The organism is Cystobacter fuscus DSM 2262 (assembly GCF_000335475.2).
Lineage (GTDB): Bacteria > Myxococcota > Myxococcia > Myxococcales > Myxococcaceae > Cystobacter > Cystobacter fuscus.
Window position 1 is genome coordinate 126,082 of the sequence record NZ_ANAH02000004.1, and the last position, 20,032, is coordinate 146,113.

Annotated in this window: 20 protein-coding genes; 13 read left to right on the forward strand and 7 right to left on the reverse strand. The window is 65.6% G+C overall.

Annotation, left to right across the window (positions count from 1 at the left end; all coding sequences use genetic code 11):
- Positions 1-5 precede the first annotated feature (5 nt).
- Both D187_RS05100 and D187_RS05105 read right to left on the reverse strand, forming a co-directional pair.
- Complete coding sequence (locus D187_RS05100) at positions 6-1,157, reverse strand: zinc-dependent alcohol dehydrogenase (RefSeq protein WP_002630254.1); 1,152 nt, start codon at positions 1,155-1,157, stop codon at positions 6-8.
- 63 nt (positions 1,158-1,220) lie between these two features.
- Entirely contained in the window at positions 1,221-3,005 is a 1,785-nt protein-coding gene (locus D187_RS05105; RefSeq protein ID WP_002630253.1) for a thiamine pyrophosphate-requiring protein, read from the reverse strand.
- A 244-nt stretch (positions 3,006-3,249) separates the two neighbouring features.
- Here D187_RS05105 and D187_RS05110 point away from each other — a divergent pair, with 244 nt between their 5' ends.
- From D187_RS05110 to D187_RS05140, 6 genes are all read left to right on the forward strand, one after another.
- Complete coding sequence (locus D187_RS05110) at positions 3,250-4,176, forward strand: heme-dependent oxidative N-demethylase family protein (protein WP_002630251.1); 927 nt, start codon at positions 3,250-3,252, stop codon at positions 4,174-4,176.
- Positions 4,177-4,260: 84 nt separating this feature from the next.
- Positions 4,261-4,722, forward strand: a complete 462-nt coding sequence (locus D187_RS05115; RefSeq protein WP_245591609.1) for a DUF6968 family protein — start codon at positions 4,261-4,263, stop codon at positions 4,720-4,722.
- 276 nt (positions 4,723-4,998) lie between these two features.
- The gene (locus tag D187_RS51910) at positions 4,999-5,976 is read left to right on the forward strand and encodes a HEAT repeat domain-containing protein (protein WP_020917785.1); all 978 of its coding nucleotides are present in this window, start codon (positions 4,999-5,001) and stop codon (positions 5,974-5,976) included.
- 533 nt (positions 5,977-6,509) lie between these two features.
- Positions 6,510-6,890, forward strand: coding sequence for a DUF2381 family protein (locus tag D187_RS05130; RefSeq protein ID WP_081713567.1), 381 nt, complete (start codon positions 6,510-6,512; stop codon positions 6,888-6,890).
- Positions 6,891-7,036: 146 nt separating this feature from the next.
- Positions 7,037-8,302: a glycoside hydrolase family 76 protein gene (locus D187_RS05135; RefSeq protein WP_155893176.1), complete on the forward strand. Its 1,266-nt coding sequence runs from the start codon at positions 7,037-7,039 to the stop codon at positions 8,300-8,302.
- Between the two features lie 174 nt (positions 8,303-8,476).
- Entirely contained in the window at positions 8,477-8,662 is a 186-nt protein-coding gene (locus D187_RS05140) for an SRPBCC family protein (protein WP_002631470.1), read from the forward strand.
- Here the strand turns inward: D187_RS05140 and D187_RS05145 are convergent.
- Both D187_RS05145 and D187_RS54690 read right to left on the reverse strand, forming a co-directional pair.
- On the reverse strand, positions 8,635-9,399 hold the full coding sequence (locus D187_RS05145) for an FtsW/RodA/SpoVE family cell cycle protein (protein ID WP_020917787.1): 765 nt from the start codon (positions 9,397-9,399) through the stop codon (positions 8,635-8,637). The two genes, D187_RS05140 and D187_RS05145, sit on opposite strands and share 28 nt — an antisense overlap.
- Positions 9,400-9,784: 385 nt before the next feature.
- Positions 9,785-9,937 carry a hypothetical protein gene (locus D187_RS54690; RefSeq protein WP_002631468.1) on the reverse strand — a complete coding sequence of 51 codons (153 nt, stop codon included), beginning with the start codon at positions 9,935-9,937 and terminating at the stop codon, positions 9,785-9,787.
- A gap of 697 nt (positions 9,938-10,634) precedes the next feature.
- Between D187_RS54690 and D187_RS05155 the strand changes: the two genes are divergently transcribed.
- Together D187_RS05155 and D187_RS05160 are read left to right on the forward strand one after the other, a co-directional pair.
- Positions 10,635-11,735: a hypothetical protein gene (locus D187_RS05155; protein WP_155893177.1), complete on the forward strand. Its 1,101-nt coding sequence runs from the start codon at positions 10,635-10,637 to the stop codon at positions 11,733-11,735.
- A 26-nt stretch (positions 11,736-11,761) separates the two neighbouring features.
- Complete coding sequence (locus D187_RS05160; protein ID WP_155893178.1) at positions 11,762-12,277, forward strand: hypothetical protein; 516 nt, start codon at positions 11,762-11,764, stop codon at positions 12,275-12,277.
- A gap of 261 nt (positions 12,278-12,538) precedes the next feature.
- On the opposite strand, the gene D187_RS57445 is transcribed toward D187_RS05160, so the two are convergent.
- Positions 12,539-12,898 carry a hypothetical protein gene (locus D187_RS57445; RefSeq protein ID WP_245591610.1) on the reverse strand — a complete coding sequence of 120 codons (360 nt, stop codon included), beginning with the start codon at positions 12,896-12,898 and terminating at the stop codon, positions 12,539-12,541.
- Between the two features lie 313 nt (positions 12,899-13,211).
- On the opposite strand from D187_RS57445, the gene D187_RS05170 reads away from it, so the two are divergent.
- Positions 13,212-13,685 carry a mannose-binding lectin gene (locus D187_RS05170; RefSeq protein ID WP_002631466.1) on the forward strand — a complete coding sequence of 158 codons (474 nt, stop codon included), beginning with the start codon at positions 13,212-13,214 and terminating at the stop codon, positions 13,683-13,685.
- 461 nt (positions 13,686-14,146) lie between these two features.
- Here D187_RS05170 and D187_RS54695 read toward each other — a convergent pair whose 3' ends face one another.
- Together D187_RS54695 and D187_RS05175 are read right to left on the reverse strand one after the other, a co-directional pair.
- The gene (locus tag D187_RS54695; RefSeq protein ID WP_002631465.1) at positions 14,147-14,293 is read right to left on the reverse strand and encodes a hypothetical protein; all 147 of its coding nucleotides are present in this window, start codon (positions 14,291-14,293) and stop codon (positions 14,147-14,149) included.
- A gap of 196 nt (positions 14,294-14,489) precedes the next feature.
- Complete coding sequence (locus D187_RS05175; RefSeq protein ID WP_245591611.1) at positions 14,490-15,656, reverse strand: J domain-containing protein; 1,167 nt, start codon at positions 15,654-15,656, stop codon at positions 14,490-14,492.
- A 200-nt stretch (positions 15,657-15,856) separates the two neighbouring features.
- On the opposite strand from D187_RS05175, the gene D187_RS05180 reads away from it, so the two are divergent.
- The 4 genes from D187_RS05180 to D187_RS05195 all read left to right on the forward strand — a co-directional run bounded on the left by D187_RS05180 (position 15,857) and on the right by D187_RS05195 (position 19,898).
- Entirely contained in the window at positions 15,857-17,212 is a 1,356-nt protein-coding gene (locus tag D187_RS05180) for an amidohydrolase family protein (protein ID WP_043428470.1), read from the forward strand.
- A 364-nt stretch (positions 17,213-17,576) separates the two neighbouring features.
- Complete coding sequence (locus tag D187_RS05185; RefSeq protein WP_002631461.1) at positions 17,577-18,020, forward strand: MarR family winged helix-turn-helix transcriptional regulator; 444 nt, start codon at positions 17,577-17,579, stop codon at positions 18,018-18,020.
- Between the two features lie 39 nt (positions 18,021-18,059).
- The gene (locus tag D187_RS05190) at positions 18,060-18,773 is read left to right on the forward strand and encodes a nitroreductase (RefSeq protein WP_002631460.1); all 714 of its coding nucleotides are present in this window, start codon (positions 18,060-18,062) and stop codon (positions 18,771-18,773) included.
- A gap of 105 nt (positions 18,774-18,878) precedes the next feature.
- Entirely contained in the window at positions 18,879-19,898 is a 1,020-nt protein-coding gene (locus D187_RS05195; RefSeq protein ID WP_043428472.1) for a ketopantoate reductase family protein, read from the forward strand.
- The last annotated feature ends 134 nt before the right edge of the window (positions 19,899-20,032 follow it).

Sequence of the window (20,032 nt, forward strand, 5' to 3'; positions counted from 1 at the left end):
CCTCCTCACGCGTGTCCGTGCGGCAACAGCACGCACTTGATGCACCCGTCCTTCTTGCCCGAGAAGATGTCGTACGCCTTGGACACCTCGGCGAGCGGGAAGCGGTGGGTGATGATGCCCTTGGCGTCGATGCGCCCCGCGCGGATGTGCTCCAGCAGGTGGCCCATGTAGCGCTTGGTGTTGCACTGGTTCATGCGCATCGTCAGGCCCTTGTTCATCGCCGTGCCGATGGGGATGAGGTTGAAGGGGGGCCCGTACACGCCGATGATGGAGATGGTGCCGCCCTTGCGCACGGCGTTGATGGACCAGTTGATGGCCGTGGGCGAGCCCGCCTGGAGCTTGAGCTTCACGCCCAGGAGGTTGTTCATCAGCTCGCCCTCGGCCTCCATGCCCACCGCGTCGATGCACACGTCCGGCCCGCGCCCGTCCGTCATCTCCTTCAAGGTGGTGATGATGTCCTCCTCCTCCTTGAAGTTGAGCGTCTCCACCTGGCTGTACTTCCTGGCGAACTCCAGACGGTACGGCACGTGGTCCACGGCGATGACGCGCCCGGCGCCCATGAGCCACGCGGACTTCTGGGCGAAGATGCCCACGGGGCCGCAGCCGAACACCACCACGGTGTCCCCCGGCTGGATGTTGCCCATCTCCGCGCCCTGGTAGCCCGTGGGCAGGATGTCGCTCAGGAAGAGCACGTCCTCCTCTTCCATGTCGTCCGGAATCTTCATCGGCCCCACGTCCGCGAAGGGCACGCGCACGTACTGCGCCTGGCCCCCCTCGAAGCCGCCCGTGGTGTGCGAATAGCCATACACGCCCGAGGCCAGGTCGCTGTTGGGGTTGCTGCTCTCGCAGTTGGCGAACAGGCCGCGCTTGCAATAGAAGCAGCTGCCGCACGAGATGTTGAAGGGCACCACCACCCGGTCCCCGGGCTTGAGGTTGCGCACCGAGCGGCCCACCTCCTCCACCACGCCGGCGAACTCGTGGCCGAACGTGCACCCCACGCGCGTGTCCGTGACGAGCCCGTGCAGCAGGTGCAGGTCCGAGCCACAGATGGCCGTGCGCGTCACCCGCACGATGGCGTCATTGGGGTGGAGGATGACCGGATCCGGCTTCTTGCCCACCGACACGCGGTAGGGCCCTTCGTAGATCATCGCTTGCATGCACCACTCCTGTTCTGCGGCCTCGCGAGCCGCGGGTGATGGGTGTGTGAGGTGAGACGCGTGTCAGCTCTTGTGCGGCTTGAGCTTCTCCACCATGGCCTTGATGGACTGGTTGATGATGCCCGCCGCCTTCGGGTCACCCTTGAGGATGGCCTCGGAGAAGTGTTTGGCCTGCTCCACGGAGATGTGCGGCGGCAGCGGCGGCACGTCCGGATCCACGTACGCCTCCAGCACCACCGGCCGGTCCGACTCCAGCGCCCGCTCCCACGCCCCGGCGATCTGCTCCGGCTTGTCCACGCGGATGCCGCGCAGGCCGATCGAGTCCGCGTAGCGCGCGTAGGGGAAGTCCGGTATCTCCTGCGACGCCTTGTACTCGGGGTCGCCGTTCATCACCCGCTGCTCCCACGTCACCATGTTCAGATCACGGTTGTTGAGCACCAGGACGATGAAGCGCGGATCCTTCCACTCGCGCCAGTACTTGGCCACGGTGATGAGCTCGCTGTTGCCATTCATCTGCATGGCCCCGTCGCCCACCATCGCGATGACGGGCCGATCCGGGTAGGCGAACTTGGCTCCAATCGCATACGGCACCCCGCAGCCCATGGTGGCCAGGTTGCCCGACAGGGACGCCATCATCCCCCCGCGGATCTTCAAGTCCCGCGCGAACCAGTTCGCCGTCGAGCCCGAGTCCGCCGCCAGGATCACCCGGTCCGGCAGCTTCGGCGACAGCTCGGAGAACACGCGCTGAGGGTTGATGGGGTTGGCGTCCACCATCGCCTGGCCCTCCAACACCTTCCACCACTTGCGCACGCTCTTCTCCACCCCCTCGCGCCAGCTCCGGTCCTCCTTGCGCTTGAGCAGCGGAACGAGCGCGCGCAGCGTCTCCTTCGAATCGCCCGTGAGCGGCACCTCCACCGGGTAGCGGATGGCCAGCATGCGCCCGTCCAGATCGATCTGCACCGCACGCGCATGGCCCTCGGGCGGCAGGAACTCCGAGTACGGGAAGCTCGTGCCCACCATGAGCAGCGTGTCGCAGCCCATCATCATGTCCCAGCTCGGCCTGGTGCCCAGCAGGCCGATGGCGCCCGTCACGAAGGGCAGGTCATCCGGCAGCACCGCCTTGCCCAGCAGCGCCTTGGCCACGCCCGCGCCCAAGAGGTCCGCCACCTCGAGGATCTCCGGCACCGCGCGCATCGCGCCCGCGCCCACGAGCATCGCCACCTTGCCGCCCGCGTTGAGCACCTCCGCCGCGCGCCGCAAGTCCCGCTCCTGGGGCACCACGCGCGGCGCGCTGTAGCCCACGCTCGAGTGCACCGTGCCGTGCTTCATCGGCGGCGACTCGTAGGGCTGCTCCTGGATGTCGTTGGGCAGGATGATGCACGTCACCGTGCGCTCGGCCTGGGCGATGCGCATCGCCCGATCCACCGCGTGGCGGATGGCCGAGGGGTGCGTCACCATCGTGGTGTACTCGGACGCCACGTCCTTGAAGAGCGACGACAGGTCCACCTCCTGCTGGTAGTGGCCGCCGAGCGCCGTGCTCGCCTGCTGCCCCACGATGGCCACCACCGGCTGGTGGTCGAGCTTCGCGTCGTACAGGCCATTGAGCAGGTGGATGGCCCCCGGCCCCGACGTCGCCATGCACACGCCCACCTCGCCGGTGAACTTCGCGTGCGCGCACGCCATGAAGGCCGACATCTCCTCGTGGCGCGATTGGATGAACTGGAACTCGGAGTTGCGCCGCAGCGCGCCCATGACGCCGTTGATGCCGTCACCCGGATAGCCGTAGATGCGGCGCACGCCCCATTGGCTCAACCGGTAGAGCAGATAATCGCTGACAGTGCCGCTCATGGCTCGTCTCCCCTGAACGGGCCGTGTGGAGGTACACCTCCCCCAGTCTCGGCCCCCGCCGTGGCGCAAACCTACGCACGCCACCGGACACGGGAGCAGGCCACTCCCCCCACCTCGCAGCCCGTCTCGTCCTAGCCCTGGGCACCCGGGGGCCCGCCTGTCCGCTCGCCCGTCCGTCACCCCGTCGACGGTGGCGCCAGGACGGAAGCATGCACGGGGGCCCCAACCCTCTAGACTCGACGCCGTGTTGCCCTATTTTCCTTTCGAACAAGACGTCTTCGCGATGCGGCTCGGTGTGCGCGCGCTCCGCCCGGGCGAGCCGCTCATCGAGGTGGAGGAGTCGCACTACGCCGAGGAGCTCGCGCTCAAGCAGTCCCTGCTCGCCGAGTCCCAGCACGTGCGCTTCGCCGCCCTGCCCCGCACCCTCGCGGCGCAGTGGGAGGCCGTCACCGAGCTGCTGCCACTCATGGCCCACCAGCACCCCCGGCACTTCACCCTGGAGCGCACGGGGGACGCCTGGCACTGGCACAACCACCTGCTCGGCACCCGCACGCGCTTCATCCCGGGCGAAGCGGACAGCCTCCCCCACGCCCCGCTCGACTGGCTCGGCCGCCAGGTGCAGGAGGATCTCCTCCTCATGGACGGCACGCACGAGGGCCTGCCCCTCATCGCCGGACAGCTCTGCTTCCCCGCCGGCTGGTGCCTCGAGGACAAGCTGAGCCACCCGGTGCTCGACATCCACGCGACCGTGCCGGGCTTCGGCGAGCAGCTCGGCGGCGCCACCGTGCGCCTCATGCGCGGACTCAAGTCCGGCCGCCCCGTCACCCGCGTCAACTGGGGCATCAGCGTCACCCCACAGCTCGACCTCGCCCCCTGGACGCAGCCCGAGTGGCGCCACCTGCGCCAGGAAGTCACCGCGCTCAACGCCGGAGAGAAGTGCTACCTGCGGCTGGAGCGGCAGACGCTCTCGGTGCTGCCCGCCTCGGGCACCATCCTCTTCACCATCCACACCTACCGCGCCCCGGTGGCCACCGAGGTGGAGGACCCCGAGCGGCGCCGGCTGCTCGCGGGCGTGCTGCGCACCCTCCCCCCCGAGACGCGTGACTACAAGGGCCTCACGGCCTTCCTCCCCCAACTCATCGCCTGGCTGGAGCCGGGCGCCCGCTCCTGAGCGACCGCGCCGCTCTCCGCCGCCATGGGGGTTGCACGGCGGCGGATTTGTTCCAACTACTTCGGAAGCCGAGAGGTCTCCGCCATGACCACGGTGACTCGACTGATGCGCGGCCACAAACCCACTGGGCCCATCTTGGCGGAGCGCAAGTTCAAGAGTTCTGGTGGCGCTCGTGCCTCCATCCGTGTCCGTGCACCGGCCAGGGATTCGCGGACAGGCAACTACAGGTGCAGCGTGGAGTGGGTGCACTCGGGGAAGAGGGAGCTGTTCGAACTCTGGGGAATCGACTCCATGCAGGCGCTGCAACTCGCTCTCCGCGCCGCCGGGGACCTGGTGAACGGGGACGAAGAGGACCTGCGGTGGGTGGGGAGCGATGACGGCTACCTGGGATTTCCCAGGACGTACCCGGAGTTTCTTCCCAAGGCGCTCCTGCGTAAGCTGGAACGCATGATCGACCGGGAGATCGCCGCCCACGCGCGCAAGAGCGCAGCAGAGCGTAAGCAGTCGCGGGCTCGAGCGGGACGGAGCAAGCCTGTCTCCGGCTGAGGACATGGGTTTGAGACTGCTGAGCTTCTGAATGTGGAGGCGGCGGGATCGAAGCCGCTACGGGTGGATCCGCCCCCACTCGGGACCAGGGCACGCCACCCGTTTTCCCCGACTACAAATCGTCTGACACCTTTCCCGGCGAGCTGGAGGCATTCGAAGCCATGCGCCGGGCGGACCCCAGAGCCATTCACGAGCTGTACAAGCTCGATGGAACCCTGGTCCGAAGATACGTTCCCCCCGGCGTGAACTCCCCTTGAAAGGAATCCGTGGCGGACCATGGCACAGGAATTCGAAAAGGAGCAGTGGCGGTCAGAACTGGTCGACGCCTTCCGCTGGGAGGATGAGGAGAGGGCACGGCATTTGGTGGCGACGCTCGGCAAGGCACGGTCTCGCGAAGCCAGGGCCACACTGGAAGAGATGCTTGAGTCTCCCGATGGGAAGGTACGTCAGGCTGCGGTCTTCGCGCTGGGAGAACTGGGAGGCCCGACGAGCACCAGACGCCTGGAACAGCAACTCGTTGTAGAAGAGGCTCGGGGCGACCACGACGGCTCGGCAGTGGTGCAAGTCATCACCCAGGCGCTCGGACAAATCAAGAGCGCCAGCGCAAGGGCAGCCCTCGTGCGAAAGCTGAATCGCATAGCTACGGGCGGGCCCGACCAGACCGATGTGAATGATCTGGCCTACGCACTCTGGCACAAGCGTCACCCGGACCTGATACCCGCCGTTCGCGGTGCCGTTCAACGAATTGCCTTACCAACCTCCAGGGCTCTGCATGCCCTTCTGCGTCTGCTGGAGAGTTCTCCCGAGGAGTTGAGCGCGTGGGTCGAGGACAGGTTGGTGCCCCTGGAGGACAAGACGGAGGTACTGACGGTTCTCGACGAAGAGGTGCCCACCGAGTTGGAAAGCCTGATTCCCTCGTTCATCTCAATGGCCCGGTCCATTATCGACGTGGCCGCGACGCAGGCCGGTGCGGAAAACGATTTCTGCGAGCGCCTGTTCACCCTGTTGCTCCTGCACCGGGAGCGCCTGTTTCCCGCGATTCCTCCCGAGGCACGTTCCGCGCTGCGTGACGTAGCGCGGAGAATGGTGGCAGCGCCGGAAGCCATCCGTAGCATAGGCGCCGCTGTCACTCTTGAGTACGTGGGACAGCGGGAAGACGCGAAACTTCTGGAGGCGTACCGTCTACAGAACGATGTGCTTGGCAAGGTGTTCGATGATGCCGCGTGCGCGTTGCGCAAGACGTCCACCGCGTAACCGGGGCAAGCCCACACCTGGGCTTGCCCACGGCATGTGCGCGCCTGGCCCCAGCGCGAGCGCCACCCCAGGCCGCGTGGTGTTGAGGCTCAAGACAGCCAACAGGCCCCTGCCACGCACCTGATAGGAGCGCGGCCTGGGCAGGCGCGTACCCCAAGGGCGCTGCGCGGCCTGTCCACCGGCCGGGCGCATCGCTCGGGCGGCCCCGTCAGCGGCCCTCCTCGGCCCCTCTCTTCCCCTCAACAGCACCCCCATCCCTCTTATGCGCCAACCAGGATGGAGGCGGCGGGAACCGAAGCTGCGCCGGGTGGTGCCGTAGAAGGTGTCAAAGGACTCGTTCCAACAACTCCCGCCCTACGAGTTGTCTGACACCTTTCCGGGGGCTTGAGCGAGGGCGGCCAGGGCAGGGGTGTGCCCCAAGGGGTTGCACCCTCCCGTGACCGGCGCAGCGCGCGGCCTTGCTGACCCCGCCAGAGGCCCTTCTCGGCCCCTCCGCTCCAGCCCTCACCCTCAACCTGGCTTCTCTCCCGCCTATGCACGGGGAGCACGGTGTCATGGCCCGAGTGCTCGGAGACGTTGTGCCTCGTCCAGGAACCATCCTGGTGGCGAATCAGCGTATCAGCTACCGGGCCATCAAGCCCGGCACGCGGGGCCGGGTGGCCGTGGAGGTGAACGTGCTCAACGAGGGAAAGACGGCCTGGACACCCGAGGGGGCCTCCCTGGTGGGCCCTGCTCGCCAAAGCCTCACGGGTTTGACCCTGTGGTCCTTGGATCCGATTCCTCCTGGGAGTATGGGTCGCCTCGTGGTGGAGGTGGACGCGACGGAGAGCGAGTCCCGGGGCCCGTTCACCCTCAAGCTGTGGGATGAACAGGGCCACGCGGGCGTGGTTCTGGAGGGCGTGACGTTCCCCTGACACGGATGGAATCAGAAGCATCTCGGGTCGAATCAGCGCTACATCATCACCGCTTCTCTTGTAAATCGAGCAAAACATGTATAGATGACTTTCACATGGGCCTTACCATGAACTCGACCCCTCGAGCCGGCTCCGTGGAGAAGACCATGACCCGACCTCTCCGACGCACGCGTGCTGTGAGCGCCGCCTCGCGGCTGCTGCCCCTGTTGTGTGGCCTGTTCTCGCTCCAGGGCGCTCAGGCCGCCTGGACTCCCAGGAGGCCGCTCCTCGCTACGCAGGTCTCCACGCCCGAGGCTCAGCCGGGCCAGGGTATTGGCATCCATAGCGCGAGCTCGGTCTATTGGACGAAGGCGCAGGAGACGCACAACTTCATCGTGGGGAATCTGCTCACGAGCTACAACAGCTACAGGGTGAATACCACGGCCAGCACGGGCACGGCTTACGAGTGGTACAATGTCAGCCAGATTGATGCCGATGCGGCCATGATTCAGGCTGGGGATTCAAGATACGCCACGTACATGAATAGTACCTATGCGTGGATGAACAACATGTGGGATGGCGCGAACACCCTGGGTGGCTATTTCGCGGCCGCCAACATCAATGGGACGGGGAGTGGCGGGGATAAGTATGTGGATGACAATGCCCTGACGGGCGTGGCCTACCTGGATGCGTATGACGTGACGACGGGTGCCACGCAAGCCGCCTACTTGAACTCCGCGAAGGCCTGCGCGAACTGGCTCATGTACAGCGGCCAGTGGGACTCGACCTATGGAGGTGGGTTCTGGTGGAGCACGGTCAAGGAGAGCAAGCCCACGCAGTCCAATGGTCTGGCCCTGCAACTGTTCTTGCGGCTGTACAAGATCACCGGGCAGACCTACTACCGGGACTGGGCGGTCTCCATCAAGAACTGGCTGGAAGCCAGGATGTATGACAGCGCGACCGGCCTCTATGTCTGGAAGATCGATGGGGCGGGAGCTGGCGTCCGGCACAATGAGAAGTTCACCTATGACAATGCCATCATGGTGGAGGCGTTCCTGCTCTATTCGCAGGTCATGGGCGACAACAGCTACACCACGAAGGCGCAAACACTGGGTGTCAAGATGAATACCACCCTGTGGAACAGCACGTATCATGTCTACATCTTCAACACCGCTGACGGGAGGGTGAATCCCGCCTGGTCCGGTTGGGGATCGCAGGCCATGATCAAGCTGTACCAGAGGGATGGAAATCCCGCCTGGCTCGATTACGCTCAGCAGAATATCGACTACATGAATTCGAAGCTGAGGAACGCGGCCAACAATGGCTACTATACATTCTGTAACTTCAACGGCAGTGGCATCGACACGCGGATGGAAGGTGTAGACCAGGCGTGGATGCAGAGGATCCAGGCCTTGTTGTCGAATTACAGGTAGCGGGAGGAAATGCCAGCCCCTGTCAGGCCGGCCTTACCAGGGGCTGTTCGTCGTCCCTGGCCGTGCGCGGGGAGCGCCACCAGGGGTCCACCTGCTCCACCCGGGATGGCTACGCTCGCCCTACAACGTCGGCGAGCGCGGAGGCAGGGCATCCGTCATGGGCAGGTCGGGGCCGTGTCGTTCATCCAGTTCACGTGGTCGATGGCTGGGAACCACAATTTCCTGGGCAAAGCCTTCGGCCTGTTCATGAACATGGACAAGATGCTCGGCAGCGACCTCGAGAAGGGGCTCGCCCAGCTGAAGACCGTCGCCGAGGGCAAGGCTCTACCCCCTCACCGAGTGGGAGGTGTCATGGAGTAGCGGAGGATGCCGAGCGCGGAGTACCAGCCGAGCACGTGCCCCGCGCCGGCCCCCAACACCGGGACCGGCAAGAAGAGGCCCCCCAGCGCCACGAGCGCGGCGAGGAGCCAGAGCACTCCCTGGTCCGCCGCGAGGTGAAGGATCCGCTCGACGTGGGGAACCGCGCTGAGCGGATCCGCTCTTCCCCAGGCGAACGCGGTGCCTATCACGGTGATGGCACACCCCGCGACGCGCCATCCCCTGGGAATGGAGCGCGTCGTACTGAACAGGACCAGCACTCCCGCCGAGAACGCCGTGGCCTGCCCGGCGTCGGGTTGAGCGATGTGGAGCAGCTGGGGCATGGCGACGAGGCCCAGCGCGAGGCCGAGCCGGGCCTGACTCAAGAGCATCCACTGTGCCAGCAGGATCCAGGGTACAGTGACCGCCGAAGCGTTCAGCCGCACAGGCCCGAGGGCGATCCAGCGATGGACTCCCTCGAGCGACGGGAACAGGAGCGTCGCGGCGAGCAGGGCGAGGGCCGTCGCCGCCAACACCGGAGCCAGACGGTCCGGCTGATTCCAAGAGCGGCGACTGAGGAGCGCCGCGAGGACAATCCCGAGCGCAGCCGCCACAAGGTTGACGCCAAAAGCCTTCGGGGAGATGCCATGCGCCCGTGCGACCCAGGCACCGATGAGGATGGGGAAGAGCGGCAGGAAGCCAGCGACCGGGAGGCGCAGGCCGAGAGGCAGGGGGGACATGGCTCCTCCGAGCCGGTAGGTTCACGCCCCTCCTGTATCAGGGCGTGCCACGCGCCTCTACACTCGCCGCCGCCGAGCGCCACGCCTTGCGCCGCGTGCTCAACCGCTCGAGCATGAAGAGCATGGTGGCCAGGCGCAGCGACAGGGACCGCCACAGCGCTACACTCCAGGAACCGGCAGGGCTTGGGAGGGTCCGGAGTGAAACGTCGCCAGAGCATCTTCTTCGTGGTGGGCATCCTTGCCGGACTCCTCGGCTGTGAGGGGCTTCTATCCCGCCTATGCACTGCGCTTATCGGCGTATAGGCGGAATGGGGGCAGTGTTCCGAGAGGCGGCGGCTCGCTCTCGGGAGGGACAGGGACACCCTCTCGGGGCCGTGGTTCCGCCTCAGGCTCCGGGCCGCGCCTGCTTCCGGACCTGCTCCCAGGCCTCGATGATGCGGCGCGTCTCCTCCTGGGCCGGAGCGAGTCCTTTGACACCGTCTCCGCTTGCCCACGCGGCCTGCTTGCGCTGGCCGTAGCGCGGGGGCCACCCCAGCACGAGTGGTGTTGAGCCTCGAGCCGTCACGCGGCCAATGACGCCCACACCCCTGTGGCCACCCCCTGCAGGGGCCCTCTGGGCCGGCGTGTGCCCCATGGGGCTGCACCGCGTCTCCTCCAGCCCGGCACACAGCCCTCATGACACCCGTCCGCGGCCCTCCTCGCCCCCTCGGCTCCAGCCTTCTCCCTCCACACGGCCCCCATTCCGCCTGTACGCTCCACGAAGAAGCCCTGGCTCTTCAGCACTGTTCCTTGCAGCGACCCCAGCCCACCAGATAGCATCCTCACTCGAGCAGGAGAATTGCCGCAGGGGGGAACATGTTGCGTATTACCACAGCTCAGCTTGACGACATGGGGCGCCGTGGGTTGCTCGAGTTTACAAGACAGACGGCACAAGATGTGTGGCGGGTATTTGGAAGCCAGCTCGGCGATGCTGGATATGGGCAAGAAGACATCCACGGCGTCGTCGAGCGGTGGATCATTCAGGCTCGCGCACGGGGGTTTTGTACCGAGTCTCAAATGAGGCTCTACGTCGACGCTTGTGTTGTTCTCGGCGCACATGAGGTGGAAGTACCCAAGGATCCCGCGCTTGCGTCCATACTCGGCGACTCCATGCTCCATGCTACGCGGAAGTCCGAATTTCTCGCGCAGTACCTTGTATTCGTCTCTCGGCGACAATCCACCAGGGGCCTGGCTCGATGATCCCTCGATTTCCCCTCGATCCCGAGGCGGTTGCTGCCGCTGACGCCGCGGTCCTTCCAAAGAATGGCGATAGACCACTGACCATGGAGAGCAAGGACAGCTCACTCCGTAGGGAGTGGCTCGAAGCATACCAGGGCGCCTTGGAGAAGAAGTCCTCTGGGGAGAGGCAAACGGCCCCAAGCGCCAACTCCGATCCAGCGAAGTTGGTACAGAACTGCTCCAAGCAGATCAAGCGCAAGAATATCATCTTCATCGGCTCGGAGATGTCTTACGACAGCTTCTGGTGGAAGATGATGTTCATCGCGCCGGGGTACACGGCAGGCGAAGGAAGAGGCCCGCTCCGTGCCGCCGACATGACAACCATTGCCTATGTCGACAAGGACTATACTTTTCCTGAAAAGCTTCCACTTGATGATTTGAGAGCCAGACACGGCCACTCCATTGTCAAGCTCAGTACTTCCGCGGACATTATCGCGGCGATGAACGACACCCCCGAGGTTCAGGTCGATGGTTGTACGGCGCAAGTGAAGCTACAGGACGTGGTTTTCTTCAGCCATGGCTTGCCGAGCGAGATAACGCTGAACTACAAGGGTTCCATCGATATAACGCTGAACAGGAGCAATCTGATGGGCATACGCTCGGACGTCTTCGTCGAAGATGGCTCGATTTGGTCCTATGCGTGTCGCACTGGCAACGCGAGCAGCTCGGAGATTTTCTTGAAGGATGAAGACGCCAAACCCAGGGACAGTCTCGCCCAGAAAATGGCAGATCGATTCAAGGTGACCGTACATGCATTCATGACGCGTTCCTACTACCGCCACGTCATTAGGGATCCAGCGGAGAGCGACCACATCACCAAGATGCTGAAATCCAAACGAAAGGGGCAAGAGACCCAGGTCATCAATCTCTCGGAGCACTATGAAGCTTTGCCCCACCCGGGACTGGCGGAGAACGGGAATGCATTTTTTGGAACGGGCTCCAGGGGGGAGGGTACGAATGGTTTCGCTCTCTGGCGTAAAAACGGTTCGCGTGCAATGCCTGTGTCGCACCACACACCGCACGGTCTCAGTCAAGTGATGGTCGAATTCAAGCCATGACTTTCTCTCGTGACAAGAAACTCGCCATGCGCCTGCTATCCGCGCTTTTCTTGATAGCGATCATGGCGGTTGTCGCTTGGCTTGCACGCGAGGATGAAACGAGGGCTACGGCGATGAAGTGTTTTCAATTGGAAGAGCACGAATTGAGGGGACGCCTGGATACGCTAGGCGCAAGCTTGATGCCTCCTCCTGACCCGGCGATGCGGCATGTCGTGCACATGCGGTTCCTTGAGGAACAGGGCTGGATGCAAGGGAGCACGTTCGTGATAAGGTCTCATCGCATGGACAGCGTCCTGTATCTGGGGCCAGCCGCTCCCGAGATCGCACTTGCCGTGGACTCGGCTCTGAGCACGGAAGGAGGCTATGATATTTTAAGCTTCATGTTGTTTCGGACCGATAGAGGGCAGATGTGTCTCTGGTCGGGAGATCTCGGCTTCCCGTTCTGGGAAAAGTCGAGGAAAGTGACTGTTCGACTCTTGAGCGAGAGAAGAATCAACGAGGACGGTATCGTCCAGACTTACGACGTCGAGTTTGATGGATAGGTTCCGAGGCCAGCGAACACCGGAGAGGAGAGCCCGAGAGGAGAGCCCCGCCGAGGGTGTCAAAGAACTCGAGCGACACGCTCTGGCACAATCCACGGCGGGAAGGAGAAAGGCGGAAAGGGCGCCGCGAAATCCCCCCGCCTCCAGCGAGCCGCCGCCTCTCGGAACGCCGCGACGAAGCCACGGTACTGCTCACGCCACTCCCGCAGGGCCTGGCGCGTGGAGGCATGCCCCAGAGGTCGCGGGCTGCGCTTGAGGTGCTCAGGCCGGGTATGCGGGTGCTGGGCCCTCACCGCTCTCGCCCCGAGGACGGAACAGCCGCCGCGCCGACCCCAGCAATTGCGGCAGACACGTCAGGCCCGGCCACTCGGCGCTCCTCTCCACCAGCCCCTCCTTCACCCCATGGGCCAGCACGTAGCGCAGCCGGCCCACCAGCGCCGTGTCGTCCAACACCGGCTCCGCCGAGTACCTCCTCTCCCAGAAGCCGCCGCTCCAGTCCACCAGCCTGCCCACCTTCTTGGACAGGTTGGCTCTCAGGTACTGCATGAAGCAGGCGAGCGCGGCGCCCCGCGCCCACACCAGCAGGTGAGCGACTCCCCGTGAGAGGCTCCTTCGTCTCAACGCAGCTCGAGCGGCTCCTCGCCACGTGTTCGCGGCCAGTGACCACGCCTTGCTGGCCGAGTGCTGGCGCCTGAGCGGGTGCGGCCCAGGAGGCCAGGCCTCTCATCCTTCCATGCAGCGCAGTCTCACATCGCTTGCATTCGAGTTCTTATCGCTTTGTTGAATCACGAGAAAAACATCAACATCCCGATCTCGTTTCCTGAAAAACTAGAACAAACCAACATGGCTGTTTTCCGCGACCTTCCGTCTCCACGCATGTTAATCTCTCTCACGTTCTTCCCCCGACGGGAGAACGCTTCCTCCAAGGAAAACCATGACGACCATGCGCAACAGCGACAAGAGTTCGACTCGATTGATGCACCCCATGGCTGGACTCCTGACGGGCATGGTCCTGGCGCTCGCACAAGCCGGCTGCGGCGGTCCCGCCGAGCAAGACAACGAAGACATCGCCCACGTCGAACAGGCCTTGAGCGGCAACTTTTCGCAGAGCTGCTCGGGTATAGCGTTCTTGAACGACCGTTACCTCACGGCCTATTGCAAACGCGCCGATGGCACATCCGTCTACAGTGAGATCGATCTCAGCAAGTATCTGGTGAACGATGATGGCAATCTCAGGTGGCAGGTCGGCGGTGGGTTCCACACGTCGTGCAATTTCAAGATCTTCGGTGCCGTCGACAGCGAACTGTACTTCAACTGCAGGAAGAAGGACGGGAGCTACAAGGAAACGAGTCTGGTTCTCGATGAGAGAATCGTGAACATCAATGGCGTTCTGACGTACAGGCCATGATCGCCGCACCGAGAGGCCGTTCTCCGCGACACCGCGGCCCGCGATAGGACCTCGGAGGAGGACGGGCCGCGCTCGCCCAGGTGGAGCGGCTGCTGAAGGTGGTGCGGCACCGGGTGCTGCGGCCGTTGGAGAAAAGAGGGCGCAGCTCGATGGGCCGCTGCCGCCCGAGGTCCGGCGCGCGGCGCTCGAGCGGCTGGGAGACTCGTACTGGTGGGGACGCCGGCTCGCCCTCCGCCTCCTCACCCCAGCCCGGGCGCTCGCCTGGCTGTGTGGCACGTGGGATCCGGTGAAGGCACCCCTGCGCCATCGGCGGGAATTGCTCGCGGCGGCCCGTCCTCCCGAGCCCGAGAAAAGCTACCCGCCCGGGGGCTCGCGGGATGTGCCATGAACCCACCGGAGGCATCTCTCGGAGGTCGCACCCCGGGGATGACTGCCGCAACAACTCGCGCTCCCGCCGACTCTCAGCCGTCGGTTCCGAGGAGGAAGTCGTTCAGGATGTCGACGAACTCGTCAGGATGCTCGAGGTGGATGACATGGTCAGAGTCGACCTTCATGTAAGTACCGCCCGACAGGAGCGAAATGGCGGTGTTGGCGTCGTCCTGACTCATCGCGCCGTTGAGCGTCCCGTCCTCCAGCCATGAGTAGTTCGCGTGCAGCAGGAGGGTCGGGCAAGTGATCTTCTTCAGCGCCTCCGCGTGGTCGCCGGGTCGGTTCTACAGGTGCAGATGGACGCGCTGCGCCGGCTCTCCGGACAGGTCGAACCGACGTGGAACGAGGTCGTCGATGCACACATCGAGTTCCGCCTCAGGCTCCGGGCCGCGCCTGCTTCCGGACCTGCTCCCAGGCCTCGATGATGCGGCGCGTCTCCTCCTGGGCCAGCGCCTGCAGCTTGGGCCCGAGCTGGGCGACCTTGTCGGGATGGTACCCCGCCACCAGGGCCAGATAGGCCCGCTTCACCTCCGCCAGCGGCGCTCCGGGCACGACGCCGAGCACCTCCCACGGCGAGGGCGGTGGTGCTTCCGGCGGAGCCTCCTCGCGCGGCCCAGGCTCGGCCTCGGCCTCCACCTCGGGCTCGACCTCCTCGTCATCCGCCGCGTCGGCCGGCGCGAAGCCCGCTCCACACTCGGAGCACAGCAGCCGTGCGTGCCGCACCCCGGACTCCGCCGGGACGGCGCGAAGGTCACAGCAGTCTCCGCACACGAGGTGGTGACACTGCTCGCAGCGGGCGGCGGAGGAGGCCTCGTCCAGCCCCAGCCCACACCGGGGACAGTCGTCGGGCAGCGGTGCCTCCTCGCCACAGCGCACGCAGAAGGCCCACGCCCGGTCGAGGCGGCTCTCGCACTCCACGCACTCCAGGCCGCCAGCCTCCGCGTGCTCCCAGCGCTTCGCCTCGCCACACCACGGACAGTGCGGCATGAGCCACGCCAGCTTCCCCCTGCACTCGCTGGAGTCACAGTCGAACTCCAGCCGGTACCCCCGCGCGACAGGGGAGGGCTCGTTCTCCTCGTCGAACGACTCGCCGCAGGCCCAGCAGCAGTTGAAGCGCTGATGCGAGGGCGCGCCGCAGACGTCACAGGACGGGTTGCCGTGCTCGGCCTCCCACGGGACCTCGTCACCACAGGCGGGGCAGAAGCCCATGCACGGCTTCACGTCCGGGTGGGCGCAGGCCTCCCGCGCGGCCCGAGCGGCGCGCTCGCGTTGTCCCCGAGGCGCCGCAAAGGGCGGCGTCTCGCCCCGGTCCGTCAGGACTTCCCACAGACAGGAGCGGCACACCCGTCCCTTCACGTGCCCGCGCTCCTGTCCGGACATGCCCGCGCGTTTGCGGAAGACGCCGGCCTCCAGCACGTGGAGGCCCAGGCACGCCTGGCAGACGGCGTCGCCACAGGCCTCGCAGTGCCCGGTGAGGCGTCGGCCCCCGAACCCCAGGATGCCGGGCGTCAGCATCTTCATGCAGCACGGACAGGCTCGCATGCACTTCCTTCGCCGGGTGGGGCCCCGTCCCTGGAGCCGGTGCGTGGAGTCCTCCGGCATGCCCGAATCAGCGCCCGGGGTCCAGAAAGCAGCCGGTCCCGTTCCGGCGGGGTAGAACGGAGCCATGGACGTCGTGTTCTTCCTGACTCGCCGTCGGCGGCCGGGGGAGGGTGGGGAACCCCCTGCTGAGGAGCCGCGTGATGTTTTCCAGGCGATTGCTGGCGGTCGTTGGAGTGGTGCTGCTCTGGAGTCTCTCGGAGCCCGCCCGGGCCCAGGCGCCCGACTCCCAGGGGCCCGCGCGCCTCGCGCTGCGCGCCGCGAGACTCTTCGACGGGAAGAACGCCCGGCTCCTGCCGGACGCGGTCGTCCTCGTCGAGGGAGCGAGCATCCAGGCCGTGGGCACCCGCCTCCCCATTCCTCCGGGAACGCGGGTCATCGACCTGGGCGACGTCACCCTCCTGCCAGGGCTGGTGGACGCGCACTCGCACCTGCTGCTGGAGGTCCCGCTGGACAGCGCTGGCTCCCTCCTGGACTACGTGGCCCGGACGAGTACCGCCGAGCGCGCGCTGCTGGGCGCGAAGCTGGGCCGCGAGATGCTGGAAGCCGGCTTCACCACGGTGCGCGATCTGGGCAATTCCGGTCGGAATGGGGACGTGGCGCTGCGCAAGGCCATCCAGGAGGGCTGGGTGACGGGGCCGCGCCTCTCCGCGTGTACCCGCGCGCTCGCGCCGCCCGGGGGGCAGATGGACACGCTCCAGCCGCTGGCGCAGGGCCTCATCGAGGAGGAGTACGCCACCGTCTCGGGCGTGGAGGCGGCCCGGCGCGCGGTGCGGCAGGCGCTCTATGACGGCGCGGACTGCATCAAGGTCATCGTCGACAACGGCCCCAACCTGCTCACCCTGGAGGAACTGAAGGCCATCACCGAGGAGGCGCACCGCCGCAAGCGCCCGGTGGCGGCGCACGCCACGAACGACGACAGCGTGCGCCTCGCGGTCCAGGCGGGAGTGGACTCCGTCGAGCACGCGTACTCGCTGCCCGAGGACGTGCTGGCGACCATGGCGCGCAAGCGCATCTTCCTGGTGCCCACCGATACCGCGGCGGCGGATTGCGTCAGCGTCGGGGCGACGGCGGCCGACCCGGAGCTCCGGCGCCGCCTGGAGGAGCGCTGCAAGAAGGGCATTGCCCGGCAGCACGAGCGCCTCCGTCGCGCGGCGGCCGCGGGAGTGCCGCTCGCCGCGGGCTCGGACATGTACGGGGCGATACCGGGGCTGACGCGGGGACAGGCCAGCCGGCGGGTGCTCACCGCCTATGCCGAGGCGGGCCTGTCACCGGTGGACATCCTGCGCATGGCGACGGTGAACGCGGCGGAGCTGCTTCGCCTGCACGACCGGCTCGGCTCCCTCGAAGCCGGCAAGCTCGCGGACGTGCTCGCGGTGAAGGGGGACCTGCTGAAGGACCTGGGCGCGCTGGAGCAGGTCCGGTTCGTCATGAAGGAGGGCCGGGTGGTGCTGGACGCCCGGGCCGGGGAAGGACAGGCCGAGGGCTCCGTGCGCTGACGGGCGCCTCGCCCGCCTCCACGAGCGCTCGCTGAACCTCCTTCACCGCGTCTTGGCCCGAGTAGGGCCCCAACCGAGCCAGCCGCGCTCTCATGACGTGCTCCAACTCGGCGGCCGTGGCGAAGCGGGGAGAGCGCGGTGGAGCAGCTCGACCGGCGCAGCCCGGTGAGCTTGCTGGGCTTCTGAATGGGGAGGCGGCGGGAATCGAAGCCGCGCCAGGAGGCGCGAAATTCCCATCAGAATCGCCCCCTGACCTCGTCACCGCACGGTCCGCATCAGCCTCTCTCGACAGCGCCACAATGACCCCTACGCGCCTCGACAGATTATCTAGCGCGCCATATAAAAGCGCACTAGATAGTAGGTCATGGCCCGCGCTCTTCCGGAGTCTCGACACTCAGTAGGCAAGCAGCTCTCGTTCGCCCTTTACGGTGCCGCCAACCGGATGATCCGGATGCACAAGCCGTTTCTCGAGCCGCTGGGCCTCACCTTTCCCCAGTACCTGGTGATGCTGGAACTCTTCGAAGGTACGCCGCGCACGATTGGAGAGCTCGGCGCGAAGCTGGGCATGGACACCGGGACCATCACCCCTCTACTCAAGCGCCTCGAAGCTTCCGGTCTGGTCACGAGGACGCGCGACTCGAATGACGAGCGGCGCGTCCTCGTGGACCTGACGCCCGCCGGAGAGGCGCTTCGAGAGGACGTTTGGGGCGTCTCCGGCAAGATCAAAAGCGCTTGCCGGCTCACCGACAGGGAAATGGCCGAACTCAGGGACACGCTCGACGGCCTTGCTCGCTCGCCCGGCGAGTAACCACGACTTTCGACATTCCAAGGACAAAGGAGACAGCCCATGAGGGAACATCTGATCGACCCGATGGCGAAAGCGCCCTCCAAAACCATGCTCTCGTTTCACGAGGCGGTAAGAGCGCGACGTTCGTTTCGAGAGTTTCGCTCCGAGCCGTTGCCGCACGCAACCCTCCTGGAGCTCGTCGAGGACGCGCAATGGGCGCCGTCGAACTGCAACACCCAGCCGTGGAGCGTCCACATCGTCTCGGGGGAAAAGTTGTCCCAGCTTTCCGCCTTGCTTCATGCGAAGAACGACGCCGAGGAGTTCACTCCTGATTTCGGCTTCGACATGGGCGCGTTCTACGGGAACTACAGCGCGAGAAAGGACGAGCAGGGCAAGTTCTATTACGAATCCCTGGGCGTCGCTCGCTCTGACAAGGAAGGGCGCAGACGCGCCGCCGCGCTCAACTATTCGTTCTTCAACGCTCCTCACGTCGCGCTGCTCTTCATGCCGTCCTTCGGCGACAACGTTCGCGTCGCGGGAGACATCGGGATGTACGGGCAGACCTTCTTGTTGTCGCTCGCGGCCCGTGGCCTCGGCGGTATCCCGCAGACCGCGCTAGGATTCTTCGCGGGCGCCATCCGCGGGTATCTCGGCATCTCTGACGAGTTCAAGATGCTTTTCGGCATCTCGTTCGGTCACCCGAGCGAAAACGCCATCAAGGGACCGCGTCTGGGACGAGCTCCTTTGTCGGAGAGCGTGACCTTCCACGGTTGATGGGACTCTCCCTCCGGGACCCACCTCCCCCACGGGGGCAACCTGGGCCTGCGTGTGCCTGAAGGGTCGCACGCGGGTCCTCATCACTCGCATTGGAGCTACCTGGTGGCTGAATCAAATACCGCTTCCGTTTGCATCGTTGGCGCCGGTTCGATGGGCGTCCTCGCGGGCTATCACCTGAAATTGGCAGGCGCAGCCGTCACCTTCCTGGTGCGGCCTCATCGCCTGGAGCAATTGTCCAGGCCGCAGGTGCTTTACTCCTACGACGATAACAGTCTGAAAACCTATTCCGGCTACGAGCTGCTCACCGACCCGGCCAGGCTGGCGGGAACATCGTTCGACTTCGTGGTCATCACGATGGACGGAGCGGCGCTTCGCGCGGAAGCTGGCGTGAAGGTTGTGGACGAGATCGGACGCGCCTTTCGGGGTACGTCGACGGCAGTCATCCTCGGCAGCGTGGGCATCGATCTCAGGGCGTGGTTCCTCGAACGGTCCGGGCTCGCGGGGGCACAGGTGATCAATGGCGTTATGGCCAACCTCGCCTACGAGGTGCCGGCCGCGACGATGCCGGTGCATCCCGGCGTCAAGCCGGACCTGCTCGCGCACGCTGACTATGCCTATCGGCATCCCTCTCCGGTCGGCTTCGTCGTCGATCGCACCGTGCCGCAGGTGGCGCATGATTTCGCGGCGCTGTACGACCGCAGCGGCGTCTCGCGGTGCAGCGTGATTTCGCCGGACGAGTACAAGTTGTCCGTCGCACTGTTCGCGACCTTGGCCGCGTGGGAACTGCTGGATTGGCCCGCGGCCAGGGACATCAACCCGACTGACGAGACGTGGCGGCTCGGTAACGACGCCATGCGAGAGTTTCAGCGCTTGTCGGTCTTCGGCTCCGCGGGCCTCGTCGCCAGCGAGCAGACCAATGCCGAAACGACCTTGGAGTTCTTCCGGCAGCAGGAGGAGAGTGCCCTGCCGCTCGATGTGGCAGCCTTCAACCGATATCACCACGGCGGCAAGGTCAACGGCCAGGACCATGGAATATTGCGTGAAGCGCTGAGCCGCGGAGAAGCGGAGGGTGTCGAAATGCCCGCTCTTCGCGCGCTGGTTGCGCGACTGCCAAAAAGGTAATCGCAGTCGGAACGGCGCGCTGGCTCCGTAGAAGGGTAGAAGGTGTCAAAGGACTCGTTCCAACAACTCCCGCCCTACGAGTCGTCTGACACCTTTCCCGCCTTTCCCGGCGCACTTTCCCACAATGCGAAGGA